Annotated in this window: 16 protein-coding genes and 1 pseudogene; 10 read left to right on the top strand and 7 right to left on the bottom strand. The window is 65.1% G+C overall.

Going from position 1 to position 18,776, the window contains the following annotated elements; genetic code table 11:
• Positions 1–23 precede the first annotated feature (23 nt).
• Positions 24–1,454, top strand: a complete 1,431-nt coding sequence (locus B7E02_RS13165; protein WP_080796717.1) for an MDR family MFS transporter — start codon at positions 24–26, stop codon at positions 1,452–1,454.
• Positions 1,455–1,501: 47 nt separating this feature from the next.
• On the opposite strand, the gene B7E02_RS13160 is transcribed toward B7E02_RS13165, so the two are convergent.
• Positions 1,502–2,938, bottom strand: a complete 1,437-nt coding sequence (locus B7E02_RS13160) for a GuaB1 family IMP dehydrogenase-related protein (RefSeq protein WP_080796716.1) — start codon at positions 2,936–2,938, stop codon at positions 1,502–1,504.
• 960 nt (positions 2,939–3,898) lie between these two features.
• On the opposite strand from B7E02_RS13160, the gene cspB reads away from it, so the two are divergent.
• The 6 genes and pseudogenes from cspB (at position 3,899) to B7E02_RS13140 (ending at position 10,413) form a co-directional block, all read left to right on the top strand.
• Positions 3,899–5,332, top strand: a complete 1,434-nt coding sequence (gene cspB / locus B7E02_RS13155) for an S-layer protein PS2 (RefSeq protein WP_080796715.1) — start codon at positions 3,899–3,901, stop codon at positions 5,330–5,332.
• Positions 5,333–5,602: 270 nt separating this feature from the next.
• Positions 5,603–6,028 (top strand): annotated as a pseudogene (locus B7E02_RS14185) (ABC transporter permease subunit); the annotation flags it as partial.
• 37 nt (positions 6,029–6,065) lie between these two features.
• A complete protein-coding gene (locus tag B7E02_RS13150) occupies positions 6,066–6,323 on the top strand; it encodes a hypothetical protein (RefSeq protein WP_080796714.1) in 258 nt (85 codons plus the stop codon).
• Between the two features lie 10 nt (positions 6,324–6,333).
• Positions 6,334–6,528 carry a P-loop NTPase family protein gene (locus B7E02_RS14180; RefSeq protein WP_143336763.1) on the top strand — a complete coding sequence of 65 codons (195 nt, stop codon included), beginning with the start codon at positions 6,334–6,336 and terminating at the stop codon, positions 6,526–6,528.
• Positions 6,525–7,382, top strand: coding sequence for an ABC transporter ATP-binding protein (locus tag B7E02_RS13145; RefSeq protein ID WP_080796713.1), 858 nt, complete (start codon positions 6,525–6,527; stop codon positions 7,380–7,382). Before B7E02_RS14180 ends, B7E02_RS13145 begins: the two co-directional genes overlap by 4 nt.
• A gap of 205 nt (positions 7,383–7,587) precedes the next feature.
• Positions 7,588–10,413: an ATP-dependent Clp protease ATP-binding subunit gene (locus B7E02_RS13140; RefSeq protein ID WP_080796712.1), complete on the top strand. Its 2,826-nt coding sequence runs from the start codon at positions 7,588–7,590 to the stop codon at positions 10,411–10,413.
• A 124-nt stretch (positions 10,414–10,537) separates the two neighbouring features.
• On the opposite strand, the gene B7E02_RS13135 is transcribed toward B7E02_RS13140, so the two are convergent.
• The 3 genes from B7E02_RS13135 to B7E02_RS13125 all read right to left on the bottom strand — a co-directional run bounded on the left by B7E02_RS13135 (position 10,538) and on the right by B7E02_RS13125 (position 13,602).
• Complete coding sequence (locus B7E02_RS13135; protein WP_179129727.1) at positions 10,538–11,329, bottom strand: Fic family protein; 792 nt, start codon at positions 11,327–11,329, stop codon at positions 10,538–10,540.
• Positions 11,330–11,579: 250 nt separating this feature from the next.
• Positions 11,580–12,725 (bottom strand): FUSC family protein, encoded by a 1,146-nt coding sequence (locus tag B7E02_RS13130; protein ID WP_245802276.1) that lies wholly within the window; start codon positions 12,723–12,725, stop codon positions 11,580–11,582.
• Between the two features lie 100 nt (positions 12,726–12,825).
• Positions 12,826–13,602 carry an acetoin reductase gene (locus tag B7E02_RS13125; RefSeq protein WP_080796710.1) on the bottom strand — a complete coding sequence of 259 codons (777 nt, stop codon included), beginning with the start codon at positions 13,600–13,602 and terminating at the stop codon, positions 12,826–12,828.
• A gap of 121 nt (positions 13,603–13,723) precedes the next feature.
• Between B7E02_RS13125 and B7E02_RS13120 the strand changes: the two genes are divergently transcribed.
• Complete coding sequence (locus tag B7E02_RS13120; RefSeq protein WP_143336762.1) at positions 13,724–13,894, top strand: DUF4236 domain-containing protein; 171 nt, start codon at positions 13,724–13,726, stop codon at positions 13,892–13,894.
• On the opposite strand, the gene B7E02_RS13115 is transcribed toward B7E02_RS13120, so the two are convergent.
• Positions 13,873–14,763 carry an HhH-GPD family protein gene (locus B7E02_RS13115; protein WP_080796708.1) on the bottom strand — a complete coding sequence of 297 codons (891 nt, stop codon included), beginning with the start codon at positions 14,761–14,763 and terminating at the stop codon, positions 13,873–13,875. The two genes, B7E02_RS13120 and B7E02_RS13115, sit on opposite strands and share 22 nt — an antisense overlap.
• 63 nt (positions 14,764–14,826) lie before the next feature.
• Here B7E02_RS13115 and B7E02_RS13110 point away from each other — a divergent pair, with 63 nt between their 5' ends.
• Positions 14,827–15,450 carry a carbonic anhydrase gene (locus B7E02_RS13110; RefSeq protein ID WP_080796707.1) on the top strand — a complete coding sequence of 208 codons (624 nt, stop codon included), beginning with the start codon at positions 14,827–14,829 and terminating at the stop codon, positions 15,448–15,450.
• A gap of 76 nt (positions 15,451–15,526) precedes the next feature.
• A complete protein-coding gene (locus tag B7E02_RS13105; RefSeq protein WP_080796706.1) occupies positions 15,527–16,192 on the top strand; it encodes a hypothetical protein in 666 nt (221 codons plus the stop codon).
• A gap of 14 nt (positions 16,193–16,206) precedes the next feature.
• On the opposite strand, the gene disA is transcribed toward B7E02_RS13105, so the two are convergent.
• Positions 16,207–17,283 (bottom strand): DNA integrity scanning diadenylate cyclase DisA, encoded by a 1,077-nt coding sequence (gene disA / locus B7E02_RS13100; protein ID WP_080796705.1) that lies wholly within the window; start codon positions 17,281–17,283, stop codon positions 16,207–16,209.
• Complete coding sequence (gene radA / locus B7E02_RS13095; RefSeq protein WP_080796704.1) at positions 17,280–18,674, bottom strand: DNA repair protein RadA; 1,395 nt, start codon at positions 18,672–18,674, stop codon at positions 17,280–17,282. Before radA ends, disA begins: the two co-directional genes overlap by 4 nt.
• Positions 18,675–18,776: the final 102 nt, after the last annotated feature.

Below are 18,776 nucleotides of genomic sequence, written 5' to 3'. Positions count from 1 at the left end.
CGTGAAAGGTCGACGCAAAAACAATGACAACTGACACCACAAGGAAGACCTCCGCGGCGCTGCCACGCGAGGTCATTATCGTCTTGTCCATCCTCGTGGTCTCCGCAACGATCATGATCCTCAACGAGACGATCCTCTCCGTCGCGCTGCCGTCGATCATGGAGGACTTCCGGGTTCCGGAGACCACCGCGCAGTGGCTGAGCACCGGGTTCATGCTCACCATGGCGGTGGTCATCCCGACCACGGGTTTCCTGCTGGACAGGTTCAGCACGAAGGCCATCTTCATCACGGCGCTCAGCTTCTTCGCGGTGGGCACACTGACCGCGGCCCTCGCCCCGACCTTCGCGGTGCTGCTGACCGCCCGCATCATCCAGGCGATCGGAACGGCGCTGATCATGCCGCTGCTCATGACCGTCACACTGACGGTTGTTCCCGCCGAGCGCAGGGGTTCGATGATGGGCATCATCTCCATCGTCATCTCGGTGGCGCCGGCGCTCGGCCCGACGGTATCCGGATTTATCCTCAACTCCCTGACCTGGCACTGGTTGTTCTGGATGATGCTGCCGATCGTCGTCGTCGCCCTCGCCGTCGGTGGAGCCCTGATCCGCAACATCGGGGAGACCAAGGTGTCGCCGCTGGATGTCCCCTCGGTTCTGCTCTCCGCCATCGCCTTCGGCGGGCTCGTGTTCGGCTTCAGCTCCATAGGCGAGATCCTGGCAGGAGAGGGTCTGCCGGTGATCGCGGTGCTCGTCGTCGGTGTCATCGCCCTGGCCATGTTCCTGCGGCGCCAGGTGAAGCTGGGTCGCGATGACCGCGCCCTGATGGATCTGCGTCCCTTCCGGATCCCGAACTTCACCTTCTCCATGGTGGCCATCCTGCTCGCCTTCGGCGCGATGCTGGGCACGATCATGGTGCTTCCGATCTTCCTGCAGAACTCCCTCGGCGCCACCGCGCTGGTCACCGGCCTTGTGGTGATGCCGGGCGGTCTGATGCAGGGCCTGGTCGCACCGTTCATCGGCCGGATCTATGACAGGGTCGGGCCGCGGCCCCTGCTGATTCCCGGCGCGATCATCTTCAGTCTCGCCGCCTGGTCGCTGACCCTCCTCGGTGCCGGCACCCCGGTGTGGCTGGTGGTGATCATGCACGTGGCCTTCTCCATCGGCATGTGCCTGATGATGACTCCGCTGATGACCACCGCGCTCGGATCCCTGCCCAAGGTGCTCTACGGGCACGGCTCCGCGATCCTGAACACGCTCCAGCAGCTGGCGGGTGCGGCGGGCACGGCGATCATGATCGCGGCGCTGTCCTTCGGCACGATGCTGGCCACCGATGCGGGCAGCGCGCACGCCGCGGCCGTGGGGTCGGGAACCCGGGTCGCCTTCATCTCAGCCGGTATCATCTCGGTGGCCGCCCTGGTGGCCTCGCTGTTTGTCAGGCGGGTCGAGGAGGACTGATCACCTCGGCGCGTGTGTCCACCGCCCACCGGTGATGCGCGGTGGCGTCAGCTTCTCGACGCCCGCGGCTTGCCCTCCGCATAGCCCTCGGTGGACTGGACACCGACGGTGGCCCGCTCATGGAAGGAAGCGATGGAGTCCGCCCCGGCGTAGGTGAAGGAGGAGCGGACCCCGGAGATGATCCTGTCCACCAGGTCTTCCACGCCGCCGTGGCGTTTGTCAATGTAGATCCGGGCCGTGGAGATCCCCTCCTCGAACATCGCGCGCCGGGCCTTTTCAAAGGCCTCGACGGTCTGGTTGCGGTTCTCCACCGCGCGCCGCGACGCCATGCCGAAGGATTCCTTGTACATCCTGCCGTCGGATTCGAAGCGCAGATCGCCGGGGGACTCGAAGGTTCCGGAGAACCAGGAGCCGACCATGACGTTGGAGGCGCCGGCGGCCAGGGCCAGCGCGACATCACGGGGATCGCGGACCCCGCCGTCGGCCCACACGTGCGCGCCGAGCTCGCGCGCGGCGGCGGCACACTCGAGCACCGCGGAGAACTGCGGGCGGCCGACACCGGTCTGCATGCGGGTGGTGCACATCGCGCCGGGACCGACGCCGACCTTGATGATGTCCGCGCCCGCCTCGACGAGGTCGCGCACACCCTCGGCGGTGACCACGTTGCCCGCGACGATCGGCACCTCCACTCCCAGCGCCCTGATGCGCTTGAGCGCCTCGATCATGGTGCCCTGGTGGCCGTGGGCGGTGTCCACGACCAGGACGTCGGCGCCGGCCTCGACGAGCGTGGTGGTGCGGCCCTCGATGTCACCGTTGATGCCGATCGCTGCGCCGACCCGCAGGCGGCCGTTGCTGTCGACGGCGGGTGAGTACATGGTTGCGCGCAGCGCGCCCGCCCGGGTGAGGATGCCGCGCAGATCGCCGTCCGCGCTGACCACCGGGGCCAGCTTCCGGCTGTGCGAGTGGAGGATGTTGAATGCCTCCTGTGGGGTGATGTCATCGGGCAGGGTGAGTAGGGAGGTGCTCATCAGCGCGCCGACCTGGGTGAAGTTGTCCACCTGCTCGAGATCCTTGTCGGTGATCAGCCCGACCGGTTTGCTGCCCTCGAGTACGATCGCGGCACCGTGGGCGCGTTTGTGCAGCAGGTTGCGCGCGTAGCCGACGGTGTGGTGCGGCTTGATGGTGATCGGGGTGTCAAAGACCAGATCGGCGGATTTGACGTTGGCTATCGTCTGGGCGGCGATCTCCGCGGGCACATCCTGCGGGAGGATGGCGATCCCGCCGCGGCGTGCGATGGTCTCGGCCATCCGGCGACCGGCGACGGCGGTCATGTTGGCCACGATGATGGGAATGGTGGTTCCGGTCCCGTCATCGGTGCTCAGATCGACGGACATCCGGGAGCCGACATCCGAACGCGACGGGACCATGAACACGTCCGAGTAGGTCAGCTCATAGGGCGGGGTGGAGTTGTTGAGGAAACGCACGTGGAGTGGTTCCTTTCGAGGGTGGGTGGGCGTGAAGTTTCGGTGCCGAGGATACCCCACGCGGTGGACCGCCCCCGTCCACGGGGTCCCGGGTGTTTGCTTGTATGGCTTGGCAACATGAAGCGAACATGCTATACAGCTTTCGCACAGTTGACTCTATGCCTTTATATATAGAGGACGGGTCAACAATTAATTCACGTCACGGGGCGATGGTCCGGGACCGCGCCCCCGGAATGCGGAGGAGGCTCCGGAGCCCCGGATATCGGGGGCCGGGCGCGGTCGGATCGCCGGAACCCGGGCCGCGGTGGCTATTATCACGGTGAAGCTGAGTATTCCTTATATTTTCCTGGCAATTAAGCTGGTGGTTTTGGAATCCGGGCGGCAAAAGGGGTTCAGAGGGGCTCAAAACTGAGGATAGCTCAGCCGATTGTTGACAGGCATCTATTCATAATTAAATTCTAATTTCTTACATGAAAGTTATGTGTAACGAACCCCTCCCGGGCGCCGATACCGAAGGCCAAAAACCGCCCTGGCGTGCATGAACCCCCAATTTCAGGGGGTGTCAATAAGGAGATCCAGGCCCGGAGAAATCGGTTCGGAAACGTCGGTCGCTGGGATTGCATTAACCCGGGTGCATGGTTCCACACCCCCGGAAGGGGGTAAATTGACAGGATCTTTAAATCGTCGATCGGACCGTGGCTGAGCTGGGGCTTCTTTGTGATCATGCTGTTATTTACGTGCCAGGTGATATCCAGAGTGGCGGGTATCTATTGGAGTTCTCTGGCGACTATCCCAGAGATCTCATATAGTTCACCTCAGCGACAGGCTGCTACAAACGGCGGCATTGCGAGAGGGGTTCTACTCCACTCAAAGCGTTTCCATGTCGCGCAAGACCGGAAGACCTGCTTGATCTCAGGTCCATCCAACTGCCTTTCGACACCTATGAGGAGAACCTCAACAATGTTCAAGAACAAGCTTCGCACCGCGGCACTCGCCGGTGCAATCGCCGTGTCCACCGCCGTCTCCGGCACCGTCGTCCCGGCCGCTTTCGCCCAGGAAGCTCCGGTTAACACCGCAGCTATCTCCCAGAACCTCGGTTTCTCTCCCGCTGACGGCTCCGCCGCAGTTGGCGTGACCGCCAAGGATCACGACGAGGACACCCTCAAGGATCTCACCGACGCGACCGGTGACTACCTCGCCGCCTACCAGTCCAAGAACATCTCCACCATCGTCAGCGAGTACCTCCTGGCAGCCGAGGACGGATTCGATCCCTCCGAGGAAGCAGCCAAGACTGCTTTCTACGCGGCACAGGAGGAGGCAGAGGCACAGCTGGCCACCGCTTCCGCCAACATCACCACCGCGCGTGAGTCCGTTGCCTACGCACAGCAGAAGGATGAGGCTGCCACCGCTGCGTGGGAGGCTCTCCGTGACGCACTGCGCAATGCTGAGGGTGTCATCGACAACAAGAACCCCAACGTTGTGTCCCTGATCGATGACGTCAACGCTAAGAACGTCACCACCGGTACCCGTTTCCCCGACTTCAACAACCTTTGGGTTGCCGATCCCGGCGTAAAGGGTGACAACGTCGACATCTCCGCATCTGTCGATGAGCTCCTTGACCTGCAGGAAGAGGTTGACGCGCAGTGGAAGGAAGCTGCCAAGTGGACCACCGATCAGTCAAGTGCCGACTACGTCACCCGTGAGCACATCAAGGCTCTCGAGGCACTGAAGAAGGCTGTCGACGCTGAGGTTGCCAAGGTTCTGGCTGCTCAGACCGCTTCCGAGAACGCCAACCGTGAGGCTCAGAAGTCCGACGTCATCGTGCGTCAGCTTTTCCTGCAGCGTGCAACCGCACAGCGCGACACCCTGCGTCTGCTCGCCACCACCTTCAACGTCGGTGGCCGCTACGCCGAGCTGTACAACAGCCCGGAAAATGTCAACATTGAGGGCAAGACCCTGCGCCAGTGGTACGGCGGACTGGTCCCGAACCTGATCTTCGCTGCCAACGCGAACATCAATCTGCTCAACGATGCTGATGATGCAGCTGAAGATTGGTTCCTGGTTTGGGAGTCTGACGAGACCAACAACAACGATGCTGACTTCTACGCGGATCAGAAGCTGGCCTTCGCTGTCGCCACCTACGCCAAGATCCTGCTCAACGGCCACACCTGGGTCGAGCCGGTGCAGTACGTCCGTAACCTGGATAAGGCACCGATCCCGGCTCCGGTCCCCGATGAGGACGGCGACAACGGCTCCACCCCCGGTGGATCCTCCGAGCTTCCTGCCATCGGTTCCTCCGATCTCGGCCAGTTCGCTCCCTTCGCAGCTATCGCCGCAATCATCGCTCTGATCGCCGCCATCTTCCCGGCAATCTCCGGCTTCCTGAAGTTCTAATCTCCACTCGGAACTCAGTGCAGCTCTAAGTAGCGAAAGCCCGGGCCCCATCACCTCACGGTGATGGGGCCCGGGTCTTTTTCGTGCCCTGTCTGTCACCGGGAATCACAGGGTGGAACGTGTCTGCTCAGCGCGGTGCGTGGTGGCTGGCCCGATGAGGTGTTCCTGTGCTTCAAGGATGTGCTGCTCGTGCTTCCCGAGATCATTGTCGCGCTGCCGGTCATCGCCGTGCTCGGGCCAGGTTCTGTCCACTAGGTCGAGGCCTCATGGCACGTCGGCGCGGGGTGGTGGTTCATTCTTCGCCGCCACGTCCTGCGCATCCTCATCGCCCTGGTCCTCGCCCGGACCACCTTGCGCTTCAGCCTGCTGCTGATCCTGCTCGTCTCACTGTCCTATCTGGGCATCGGGGTGCAGCCACCGCGGTTGGACTGGGGATCGATGCTGGCGGAGGCGCAGCCCTGCGCCACCCTCACTCCCCAGGGGCAGATCGCACCGGGAGTGGCGATTTTCAAGCGTCAGTGCAAGTGGCACACTCATCGGCAACCGCATCTCCAGGTCCGCCGATGGGGGAGACGTGCTCGAGACGGAGGTGGGGATAAGTGGATAGCAACGCGGGCGCACCTGGCCATCCTCAATGTCACCATCGGCGGGCGGCAACTGCTGCCCTCGCTCAGCTGCTGGTCTTCGCCCGCGTGAGTTCCTCGCCGTCGTCGGTCGTTCGGGCTCCGGGAAGATGCTGCTGACCAGGGCAGTGGACCGCTTGCTTCCCGCCGGGGCCACCGCCACCGGAGGCATCAGCGTGGGCGGGCTGGACCTCGGTTCGCTGGATGGCACCGCCATGGACGCCGGCAGGCGCGTGGCGATGCTCCTCCAGCTGTCCAAGCGCGTTCTCAACCCGAGGATGAGCGTGCGCTGCCATCTGTTCGAGGCGATGGGGGTGTCGACTGCGCGGGCACAGGCTGCTGGCACCGCGAATCGGTCAACTGCCTGACGAGGTCGGGTTGTCCGACGGCGACGACGTCTCAGGGATGCCCCCCGACGAGCCGACCTCCTGCGGCCCCATCCTGAAATCCGAGGTGATGGCCCTGCTGCAGCGCAAACAGAAGGAACGCGATCTCAGGGTCCTGTTCTTCACCCACGATGTCGCGGGCATCAGAGAGTGTGCGGATCGGATCATGGTGATCAATGAGGGGTGATCGTCGAGCAGGGTACTCCGCGGGATCTGTTCGCCTCGGCGCGGCAGGAGGTGACGCGCGCACTGCTCCACGGCGCGGAGGTGACCGTGCGTGCCCGGGGCCGCGACCACACGCCGGTGATCCTTAATACCGAGGGGATCTCCCACAGTTTCGGCCGCCGCCGGAAAAGGATCGCCCTGCGCACAATGACCCTCACCTTCGAGGAGGGCGAGGTCCTCGGGGTGCTCGGACGCTCCGGATCCGGCAAGAGCACCTTCGCCAGGATCATCGCGGGTCTGGACACCCCGAGCACCGGAACCGTGGTGCGGGAATGGGCAGACGGGACTCCCACGAAGGTTGCGTTGATCGCCCAGGAACCCTACTCCTCCTTCGACCCGACGCTGACGCTGCGTGACAGCCTCGGCGCCGCCGTGAGCGGACTTCCCGCAGACACCGCTGATGAACGGATCCGCGGGGCCGTCGCCAGGGTGGGGCTGCCACCGGAGCTGCTCGATCGGATTCCCGCCCGCTGCTTAGGCGGACAGCTCCAGCGCATGTCCATCGCCCGGGCCCTGCTCGTCGATCCCCGGGTGCTCATCTGCGATGAGTCGACCTCCGCCCTCGATTCCGTGGCGCAGCGCCACATCCTGGATCTCCTGCTGCACCTCAACGAGACCATGGACCTGGCACTGATCGTGATCTCCCACGACCTCGATGTCATCAGCTACGTCAGCGACCGCGTCGCGGTGTTCCACGAGGGGGAGGTGGTGGAGGACCGTCCCCTGACCGAGTTCCTCGCCGCGCCGGCGCACCCCTACAGCAGACGTCTGGTCGCACTCTCCGCGGAGCCCGGGTCCGTGGCGGACGGGCGCTGAAAAAGGCTGGAGAACCCGCTCCCGGAGGGTGTTCGCTACAGGCGTACAGCCCCGGGAATGGCCGAAAAATACCCCTTGAGCAGTGCTGATTGAAATCCCTTAGCATGCAGGTGTCCTCGGTGCACAAAAAGTGGGGAAGTTTTGTCCACCGCGGGCGTTAGAGTGGGTGAAAGTTAAATTAGAAGTGAAAAGTAAGGGGAGAGACATGTTCGAGAGGTTTACCGATCGTGCACGCCGCGTGATTGTGCTCGCGCAGGAAGAGGCGCGCATGCTCAACCACAATTACATCGGTACGGAACACATCCTCCTCGGCCTCATCCACGAGGGTGAGGGCGTTGCCGCGAAGGCCCTGGAATCAATGGGCATTTCCCTCGACGCCGTCCGTCAGGAAGTCGAGGAGATTATTGGTCACGGCTCACAGCCGACCACGGGGCACATCCCGTTTACTCCGCGTGCCAAGAAGGTACTGGAGCTCAGCCTCCGCGAGGGCCTGCAGATGGGTCACAAGTACATCGGCACCGAGTTTCTGCTGCTCGGCCTCATCCGTGAGGGTGAGGGCGTCGCGGCGCAGGTGCTGGTCAAGCTCGGCGCTGATCTGCCCCGGGTGCGCCAGCAGGTTATCCAGCTCCTCTCCGGATACGAGGGTGGCCAGGGTGCATCGCCCGAGGGCGGCCAGGGTGGCCAGGGCGGCGGAGACGCAGTCGGAGCCGGTTCCGCACCGGGTGGTCGTGTCGGTGGCGGCGGCGGTGGTGGCACGGGCGAACGCTCCACATCTCTGGTCCTCGACCAGTTCGGACGCAACCTGACCCAGGCCGCCAAGGACGGCAAGCTGGATCCGGTCGTCGGTCGTGGCAAGGAGATCGAGCGCATCATGCAGGTGCTCTCCCGCCGCACCAAGAACAACCCCGTGCTCATCGGTGAGCCGGGCGTGGGCAAGACCGCAGTCGTCGAGGGGCTGGCCCTGGACATTGTCAACGGCAATGTTCCGGAGACCCTGAAGGACAAGCAGGTCTACTCGCTGGACCTGGGTTCCCTGGTCGCCGGTTCGCGTTACCGCGGTGACTTCGAGGAGCGCCTGAAGAAGGTGCTCAAGGAGATCAACCAGCGCGGCGATATCATCCTGTTCATCGATGAGATCCACACCCTGGTCGGCGCGGGTGCGGCCGAGGGTGCCATCGATGCCGCCTCACTGCTCAAGCCGAAACTGGCCCGCGGTGAGCTGCAGACCATCGGTGCCACCACACTCGATGAGTACCGCAAGCACATTGAGAAGGACGCCGCTCTCGAGCGTCGTTTCCAACCCGTCCAGGTTCCCGAGCCGTCGGTCGAACTGACCATTGAGATCCTCAAGGGTCTGCGTGACCGCTACGAGGCGCACCACCGCGTTTCCATCACCGATGGGGCGCTGGCCGCGGCGGCACAGCTCTCGGAGCGCTACATCAACGACCGCTTCCTGCCGGACAAGGCCGTCGATCTCATCGACGAGGCCGGCGCCCGGATGCGCATCAAGCGGATGACCGCCCCGGAGTCGCTGCGTGAGGTCGATGAGCGCATCGCCGATGTGCGTCGGGAGAAGGAAGCCGCGATCGACGCCCAGGACTTTGAGAAGGCCGCCGGTCTGCGCGACAAGGAGCGTAGGTTGGGTGAGGAGCGTTCGGAGAAGGAGAAGCAGTGGCGTTCGGGTGATCTCGAGGAGATCGCCGAGGTCGGTGAGGAGCAGATCGCCGAGGTTCTGGCGAACTGGACCGGAATCCCGGTGTTCAAGCTGACCGAGGAGGAATCCTCCCGGCTGCTCCACATGGAGGATGAGCTGCACAAGCGCATCATCGGCCAGGACGATGCCGTCAAGGCCGTCTCCCGTGCCATCCGCCGTACCCGTGCGGGTCTGAAGGACCCGAAGCGTCCCTCCGGATCCTTCATCTTCGCCGGTCCCTCGGGTGTGGGTAAGACGGAGCTGTCCAAGGCTCTCGCGTCCTTCCTCTTCGGAGACGATGACGCGCTGATCCAGATCGACATGGGCGAGTTCCACGACCGCTTCACTGCCTCCAGGCTCTTCGGTGCTCCCCCCGGATACGTCGGATACGAGGAGGGTGGCCAGCTGACGGAGAAGGTCCGCCGGAAGCCGTTCTCGGTGGTGCTCTTCGATGAGATCGAGAAGGCGCACAAGGAGATCTACAACACCCTCCTGCAGGTGCTCGAGGACGGCCGTCTCACCGACGGTCAGGGCCGCGTGGTGGACTTCAAGAACACCGTGCTGATCTTCACCTCGAACCTGGGAACCGCGGACATCTCCAAGGCCGTCGGGCTGGGCTTCTCCGGATCATCCGAAACGGATGCGGATGCCCAGTACGACCGGATGAAGAACAAGGTCAACGATGAGCTGAAGAAGCACTTCCGCCCCGAGTTCCTCAACCGTATCGATGAGATCGTGGTCTTCCACCAGCTGACCCGTGAACAGATCGTCGAGATGGTCGAACTGCTCATCGCCCGCGTCTCCAGGGCACTGGCGGACAAGGACATGGCGATCGAACTGACCGACAAGGCCAAGGCACTGCTGGCCACCCGTGGCTTTGATCCGGTGCTGGGTGCGCGGCCGCTGCGTCGCACCATCCAGCGCGAGGTCGAGGATGCGCTGTCGGAGAAGATTCTCTTCGGTGAGATCGGTGCGGGTGAGATCGTGACCGTGGATGTCGAGGGCTGGGATGGCGAGTCGAAGAACACCGACACCGCCAAGTTCACCTTCACCCCGCGGCCGAAGCCGCTGCCGAAGGACAAGTTCCCGGAGCTCTCCGTGGAGGCGGCCGAGGCCATCCAGTCAGTGGATTCCGCCGCCGACGGTGATGTCCCCGAGTCCGACTCCCTCGATGACGTGGATCTGGAGAAGCTGCGTGCCCTCGAGGAGGACGCCAGCAGTGATTCCCCGGATTCCGGGGATCCCGACCGTGTGACCGGTGGCGGTTACTACGGCACCGGTGCCCATGAGGGCCCGGACTCCGCACCCGAGGGCGGCGGCGAGCAGGAACGCTCCTGATCGGTTTCCGCCAGGGTTCAACCGGCGACGCGGGGTCGTGCACCATGATGGTGTGCGACCCCGCGTCGCCGGTTTTTCCGCGTGCCCAACCGGTGCCGGACGCCCGGGTGGGCGTCGAGAAGCTCTAGTGCAGGGCGTCGCTGGGAACCGGCAGCGTGGACTGCATCAGCATCTTCCACGGCTGCGGATCCGGCGCGGTGCTGGCGGTGACCGGCAGCGAGGCCACCGAGGCCGCGTACCAGGCCCGCCTGCTGATCCGGTCGAGCCGGAGTCCGGGGTGCAGGGCCAGGATCATGGTCACCGCGGTCTTGCCGTTGCCCTCGCGGAAGGGCTGCGCCCAGATCAGGTGCGCCAGGAAGTCCGCCAGCGCCCCCGCGGTATCCGAGCGCGGCTCGGTGCTCTTACGCAGGGCGTCGCCGGCGATCTGCAGATGGTGCTCAATCTGGTGCAGGGAGGCGAAGTGCATCCCCGATCGGCCGAGGTCGATGGTGCGCAGCTCACCGGCCCAGGTGTAGATGTCGCCGAGGATGAAGTTGTGCACCCTGCTCAACCCCGTGGCATCCGGTTGTGCGACCCCGGGGTAGCGTTCCAGCAGCTGACACATCCGCGCGGTGCTCACCTGCGCCTCGAGTTCCTTGAGCAACTCCGCCGAGCGCAGCGCCGCGGTGTTCCACAGCACCGGATAGTCATGGTGCTGATAGGGTTGGTGCCCGCGGCGCCGGTTGAACCAGGGGCGGGGACGGGGCTCAAGCGCGCGATCCTCTGCGATGAACTCATCTATCACCCCGCGCACGAAGTCCGGTGTCGTGCCAGCTGGGTCGCTCAGGTGTGAAAGCAGCGCCCCGGACCGGGATTCGGAATTCCAGCCCTCGATGGACTGGTAGTGGAGTACCTGGACGGCGAATGTGGATAGCATGATGTTTCTCCCCGGGATCAGGATGTCAGGGGTCGGTGGTGGGGTGGGTTCGCTCGGTGTGGTCTCCATAACGCGGGCGCCGGCTGGAGAAGGAACCGACCGTGAGCTCTCTCGCGGGTTCGTGCATATCTTCCTTCGGGGTGCCGGCGTCGCTTTGTGCCGAGTATAACCGGCGCATGCAGTTTTATCTATAACGCTATAGAAAACTGGGTTCCATCCCTCCCCGTCCACCGCCGCGTGACCCGGAACACTATGCCCGCCGTCCCGTGCCCGTGCCCCGGGCCAGCTCGGAGGTCAGTGTGATGATGTGGCGCAGCCCGGTGATCAGGGAGCCGTAGACGGGCCAGTAGCCGGTCCACTGTCCGGTGTCCGGGTTGTGGTTGCCGGGCAGCTCCGCGGCCAGCTGATCCAGGCGCAGCAGGAGTGCGTCGGCGTCAATGCCGGAATCCGGTGAGGACAGCGCGGCTCCGGTGTCCATGGCTATGCCCGACCACCGCCGTCTGAAGTCATCCCCCCAGATCATCCCGGACTCCGAGGTGTCATGGAGAACCCTGGTCATGGTCTTCAGATGCGCCACCGCGTCCGTGGACAGCCCGAGGATGTTCTCCCAGCCCGGCTGATCCTCCAAGTCGGCGTCCCCTGCACGGCGGCGCGGAAACCTCAGACCCGGATACGCGCGGGGGTTGGCGCGGCGGCTCTCCCTGGCGAATCGGACGATCGACCACGCAGAGGTCAGTTCCACGTCGATGGCGTCGATCCTGCGGAGCCAGTCACGGGAGCGCTCGGCATCCCAGGTGGTGGAGACCGTCTCGCCGATGCTCGTGAGCACCTGGCCGAATCCCGATGTGACACTGTCGATGTAGGCGTTGGCCTGCCTGTCCCGCATCGGCGGGAAGAACAGCAGCTCCACCGCGATCCCGATGCCCACCCCGACCGCGATCTCGGCCATCCGCTCACCGAACTGCTGGGACTGCTCACTGAAACCGTCACTGAGAATGAAGATCGAGGTGGTGGCGACGGCGATGCCCTCATCGCGGATCCACCGCAACCGGGCGAGCAGCAGACCGATCACCAGGGCCAGCGCGTAGCTCCAGATGGACACGCCCAGGGTGTGGCCGATGATGAAGGTGACGGTGATGCCGAGTATGGAGGCCACCGTTGTCTGCACTCCGTGGGAGATGGTCCGCAGCGCCGTGACCTGGATGGTCAACAACGCGGTCCAGGGTGCCAGGAAGGGGAAGTCCGTGGTCAGCAGGGTGATCGAGATCCACCATGCCGCCGTGGCGGCGACAACCGACTTGGCGATCCGGATCAGCGAGATCTGGAACTCGGAACCGTGGAGGGCCGTGCGGATCCGGGCTCGGAGTCGGTGGGCGTGTCCGTGTGCTGGGGTCACCGGTGTGGCTCCTGACGGTGTCGGCCGGGGTGCGGGCGGGGCGGTGGGTTGAAAAAAACCGCGACCCCGGGCGAGGTCGCGGCGGATCTACACCTGCGGATTAGTTGTAGAGCATGCCACCGTCGACCAGGATGACCTGGCCGGTGACGTAGTCGGAGTTCTCCGAGGCGAGGAAGGAGACGACACCGGCGACATCCCTGGGCTCCGAGGTGCGTCCCAGGGCGATGCCGCTGATCTGCTCCTTGAAGTTCTGGCCCTTGGGCTTGCCGTTGATCTTGCTCAGCTCCTCATCGATGAGCTCCCACATTCCGGTCCCGACGATGCCGGGGGCGTAGGCGTTGACGGTGTGACCCTTCGGTGCGAGCTCCTGCGCCGCCACCTGGGTCAGGCCGCGCACGGCGAACTTGGTCGTGGAGTAGGTGCCCAGAATCGGGAAGCCCTGGATGGCCGCGATCGATGCGGCGTTGACGATCTTGCCCTTGACCCCGAGCTCGTCGAACTTCCGTGCAGCGGCCTGGATGCCGTAGAACACGGAATAGACGTTGATGGGGTAGATCTTCTCCAGATCCTCCTGGGTGACCTCAAGGACCGGCTTGACCTGGGCGATGCCGGCGTTGTTGACCAGCACGTCGAAGCCACCAAGCTTCTCCGCGGCCTCATCGACGGCGGCGTCGAAGTTCGCCTTGTCCGCCACGTTGAGGCCGATGAAGATGGCCCTGTGGCCGGCGGCCTCGACGGCGGCGATGGTCTCCGCCGCGACCTCCTCCTGGAAGGGGAGGTCGGCGATGGCGATGTCGAACCCATCCTCGGCGAGCTTCGTTGCGATGGCACGACCGATTCCCTGTGCAGCGCCGGTGATCAGTGCAACCTTTGACATTATGTCTCCTATTTATTTGCCTGGACTACAAGTACATCCTCCACCATAGGCCCCGATGATTTTTATTGCATTGGCGCACCATCGCGTCCGTGTGACCCCCTCGGCATCTACAATCATTGCCATGGGATTGAACTACAGAAAGAAAGTCAGGACCGGCAAGGACAGCTGGCTCAACCTCTCCGGATCGGGTGTTTCCGGCTCGAAGAAGGTCGGCCCGCTGACCATCAACAGCCGTGGTGGACTCTGGGTGAAGCTGCCCGGCGGCTTCACCTACCGCGGCAGGTGGAAGTAGCCGTTCCCGTCCTGTTCGGCGAGGCCGTCGTCAAGCAGTGAGAACAGCGCCCGGGAGCGCTGGGCGTCATCGGGCCAGACCACATCGATGCTCGCCTTGGGCACCGCGCCCTCGGCGTTTCGCAGCACGTCCATGATCAGGCCGCGAACCTGACGGTCGGTCCCGGCGAACTTCTGCACGCGCCTGCTCGCCGAGGCCAGCTCCTCCGCGGAGGGGGCGGGGCAGCCGTTGCGCTGCCATGCGCACAGCCCCCGGATCGGGCAGTGCCCGCAGTCGGGTGCAGAGGCGGTGCACACCAGTGCCCCGAGCTCCATGAGCGCCGCTGAGAACACCGGTGCCTCGCCCCCGGCGGCGGCGGGGAGCAGGTCCGCGACGTCGGCAAGCTCCCTCCGGCGCGCCGGGCCGGCGAGGAAACGTCCGCCGATGGCACGGTGGTAGACCCGTCTGACGTTGGTGTCCACCACCGGTACGGTCTGTCCATGGGCGAAGGCGGCCACCGCGCGCGCGGTGTAGTCGCCGATACCAGGCAGCTCGAGCAGTTGCTCCACCGTCTCCGGTACCCGGCCACCGTGCTTGTCGACGACCACCGCCGCGCACTCGCGCAGGCGCAGTGCGCGGCGCGGATACCCCAGCTTCCCCCAGGCACGCAGGACCTCCGCCGGCGATGCCGCGGCCAGATCCGCGGGTGCGGGCCAGCGCCGCATCCACTCCAGCCAGATCGGTTCCACCCTCGCCACCGGGGTCTGCTGGCTCATCACCTCGGAGAGCAGGATTCCCCAGGCGCCGGTGCCCGGATCGCGCCAGGCAAGGTCGCGTGCGTTGGCCTCGAACCAGTTCAATAGTGCGTGCTGCAGGGCTGTATGTGACATGTCCCGCACATCCTAACCGAGGGTCGTTCGCACGGGAAAGCCGGACGGTGGAAGAATGGGGACATGCCATTGCGAAATGTCGAACGCACCCCCGCACCCGTGTGGAACGCCCTGGTTGCGGGCAATGAAAGATTCATCAACTTCGACGAGGACCGCCCCAACCAGGATGCGCCCCGCCGACGTCAGCTGCGTGATGGTCAGGCGCCCGCCGCCGTGGTCATCTCCTGCTCCGACTCCAGGGTCCCGGTGGAGATAATCTTCGATGTCGGCCTCGGCGATCTCTTCGTCGTGCGCACTGCAGGTGAGATCCTCGACCAGGCGGTCTTCGGTTCCATCGAGTACGCCATTGAATCCCTCGGTGTGCCCCTGGTCATCGTCATGGGGCATGAGTCCTGCGGCGCGGTCAAGGCGACCGCGGACGCGCTCGACGGCGGTGATATCCCCGGTGGCTACCAGCGTGTACTGATCGAGAAGGTCGCCCCCTCCATTCTCGAGGCGCGTGCGGAGGGCCTGAGCACGATCACGGACTTTGAGAAGCACCACGTCGTGGCCACCGTCGATCAGATCCTCTCCCGTTCCCCGGAGATCCACGCCAAGGTGGAAACCGGTGAGGTGGGAATCGTCGGCGTGCACTACCAGCTCTCCGACGGCCGTACCGTGCCTGTGATCACCCGCAACGTGGACTAGCCTCCGCAGGGGTTTCCCAACACGCCAGAGTTGCTAATGCACTCCGCGGGGAGCGGCAGGGAATAGAGTGAAGCCTGTGGGTACGCCGAAACCGCCAAAGCACAGTGAAGTTATCTATCAGCGCCGCCGCATCGCCGCACTGGTCGTGCTGCTCCTTGTCGTGGCGCTGATCATCTGGGCCGTGGTCGCCCTGCGGGGAGGTGCCTCCCCCGAGCAGACGCAGAACGCCGCGGAGACCTCAACCGCGGAGGCCACCACCCCGAGCCCGGAGGCCACCACCACGGCCACCTCACCTTCGGCCTCCGCGGCGCCCACCACCACCACGGCCACCCAGGCGGCGGATGCGAAGAAGACCTGCGAGCTCGCTGACCTGGTGCTCACCGCCACCTCCGACAAGCCGAACTACGGCCCGGGTGAGCAGCCGCAGTTATTCATGACGGTTGCCAACCCCACCGCGGCGGACTGCCGCATCGACCTCGATGAGCAGGTGCTGCGCTTCGAGATCTACGATCTGGCCACCAATGCCCGCGTCTGGTCGGACGTGGACTGCAACCCGGCGGTGGAGACGGGCACCCGTGAGTTCCCGGCGGGTGAGGAGCGCTACTTCCAGGCGACCTGGTCACGCACCACCTCGGCGCCCCAGCAGTGCTCGAGCCGCCAGGAGGTGCCGGTGGGCTCCTACTACCTGCACACCGTCATCGGTACCAACCCCTCCCAGGCGCTGACCTTCAACCTGGGTTAGGCCCCCTCTCAGGGTCAACCCCGCAGGCGGGCGAGTCCGTCGGTGATGTGGCGGGCCCACAGCGATCCCACGCCGTCCACGGCGCTGATCTCCTCCTGGGACGCCGCGAGCAGCGCATCGAGTTGCACGAAGGTTCCGATGAGCTTGTCCATGAGGAACTTCTGCACCCGCGGGATGCGGCTGAGCGTGCGGTAGCCGCGGGGGATCACCGGCTCATCCAGCGCCTCGTCGGTGGGGGGAAGCCCCAGGATGCGGGCGATGTTCGCCGCCTTCATCAGTGACTTGTCATCGAGATCGGAGATCGCGGCCAGCGCCGCGGCGACCTCCTCCGGGGTGGGGATGCCGTCGGTGACCAGGTAGTCGCTGATGATGAACTGACGCTCCCTGTCATTGTCACCGCGCAGCTCGGAGAGCTGGATCCGGATCTGCTTGGCATCCTTTCCCAACTCGAGGACATCGCCATCGATGGATTCGCCGACACGGCGCAGCATCTCCTCGCGCTGAATCACCGAGACCACATCGATCACCGAGGTGTAGTGGTGCAGCTCGGCCAGGTGGAGGCGCTGATTCACCTGATCCAGCCGATTGCGGTAGCGCTCCATCGTTCCCAGCGCCTGATTCGAGCGCGCCAGGATAGCCGACGGCTGCTCGAGCACGTGCGCCCTGCCCTCGACATAGAGGGTGATGGTGTTCTGGGACTCGGAGACGGCGATGACGGGAACCCCGGTGTGCAGGGCGGTGCGCTCCGCGGTGCGGTGGCGCGTACCCGATTCCTGGGTGGGCCAGGTGGGGGAGGGGATCAGCTGGACATTGGCGCGCTTGATCCGGTCACCGTCGGAGGACAGGATCACCGCGCCATCCATCTTGCACAGCTCGCGCAGCCGGGTGGCGGCGAATGGGACGTCGAACTCGAATCCGCCGTCGCAGATCGCGGTGACGTTCTCCTCATCTCCGATGACGATCAGCGCGCCGGTGTGGCCCCGGACGATGCGGTCCAGGCCGTCGCGGAGCGGGGTACCCGGCGCCAGGCGTTCCAGGGTGCCACGCAGGGTGTGGACGGTATCGTGGTCGTGGGGGAGGGCATGGGTTATAACCCTACCGCCGCCAGTGCGTCAACAAGTGAGGCCGCCTCGGTGATCTTTAACCCCGACCTCTTCACCGGGGAGGCGGCGGGGATGATCGCCCGCTCGTAGCCGAGCCGCTCGGCCTCCGCCAGGCGTCTGTCCACATTGGGCACCCGCCGGATCTCACCGGCAAGCCCGACCTCGCCGAGCACCACGGTCTTGTCCGGCAGCGCCTTCTTCGACAGCGCGGAGGCGGTGGCCAGAGCGACAGCCAGGTCGGTGGCGGGTTCCCCCACCTTCATTCCGCCCACGGTGGCCACATAGGCGTCCTTGTTCTGGGTGGCCCGACCCGCGCGAGCCGAGAGCACCGCCAGGACCATGGGGACGCGCGTGGGGTCGAGCCCGGTGACCACCCTGCGGGGATTCTTCGACGGGGCATCGACGAGCAGGCTCTGCACCTCGGCCAGCAGGGGGCGGACACCGTCCATGGCCACGGTCACCGCGGTGCCGTCCGGGGTGGAACCGCGGTGGGAGAGGAAGAGTCCGGAGGGGTCGGCCACCTCCCGGATACCGTCGGAGTGCTGCTCAAAACAGCCGACCTCATCCGTGGCGCCGAAGCGGTTCTTGATTCCACGCAGCATGCGCAGCGAGGAGTGCCGGTCACCCTCGAAGTTGAGCACCACATCAACCAGGTGTTCGAGGACCCTGGGCCCGGCGACATTGCCGTCCTTGGTCACGTGGCCGACCAGGAGAATGGGGACGCCGGTGGTCTTCGCCAGCGTGGTCAGCGCCGCGGTGACCGCGCGCGACTGTGCCACCCCGCCCGCAACGCCTTCCACACCGGAGGCGTGCATGGTCTGCACCGAGTCCACGATGAGCAGACTGGGTTTGAGCTGGTTGACGTGTCCGAAGACCACGTCCAGATTCGATTCCGCGGCCAGGTAGAGGGTGTCCTTGAGCGCGCCGGTGCGCTCTGCGCGCAGCCGCACCTGCCCCGCGGACTCCTCGGCGGTGACGTAGAGAGCCGTGCGGGTGCCACCGCCCTGCCTCATCGAGGCCCAGCGACTGGCCACCTCCAGCAGCAGCGTGGACTTGCCCACGCCGGGCTCGCCGGCCATCAGCACCACCGAACCGGGGACCACACCGTTGCCGAGTACGCGGTCCAGCTCACCGATTCCGGTGGATATGCTCGTCGACGCCGCTGCCACCACCTCGGCGATCGGCACGGCGGGGGAGGTGGGGGTCAGTCCCGCGGGGGCCGTTCCGGACACCGCAGCCCGTGCCCCGGCGCCGGATTCACCCAGCGCGTGTTCCTCCATGGATCCCCAGGAGCCGCATTCCGGGCAGCGCCCCAACCATTTGGGACTGGAGTATCCGCATTCGGAACAGGTGTGCACACTGCGGGGTTTCTTGGCCATGCACTCACCTTAGACAACGGGGTGGACATACTCCCACCAACATGTTCGAATAGCACAGAACCCGGGCCGCAAGCGGACCCGGGTTGCCTGTCAGGCGCAGTG

This window comes from Corynebacterium pacaense, from assembly GCF_900169525.1.
GTDB lineage: Bacteria > Actinomycetota > Actinomycetes > Mycobacteriales > Mycobacteriaceae > Corynebacterium > Corynebacterium pacaense.
The sequence above is the reverse complement of the archived record's forward strand: the minus strand, read 5'-3'. Positions and strand labels throughout refer to the sequence as shown.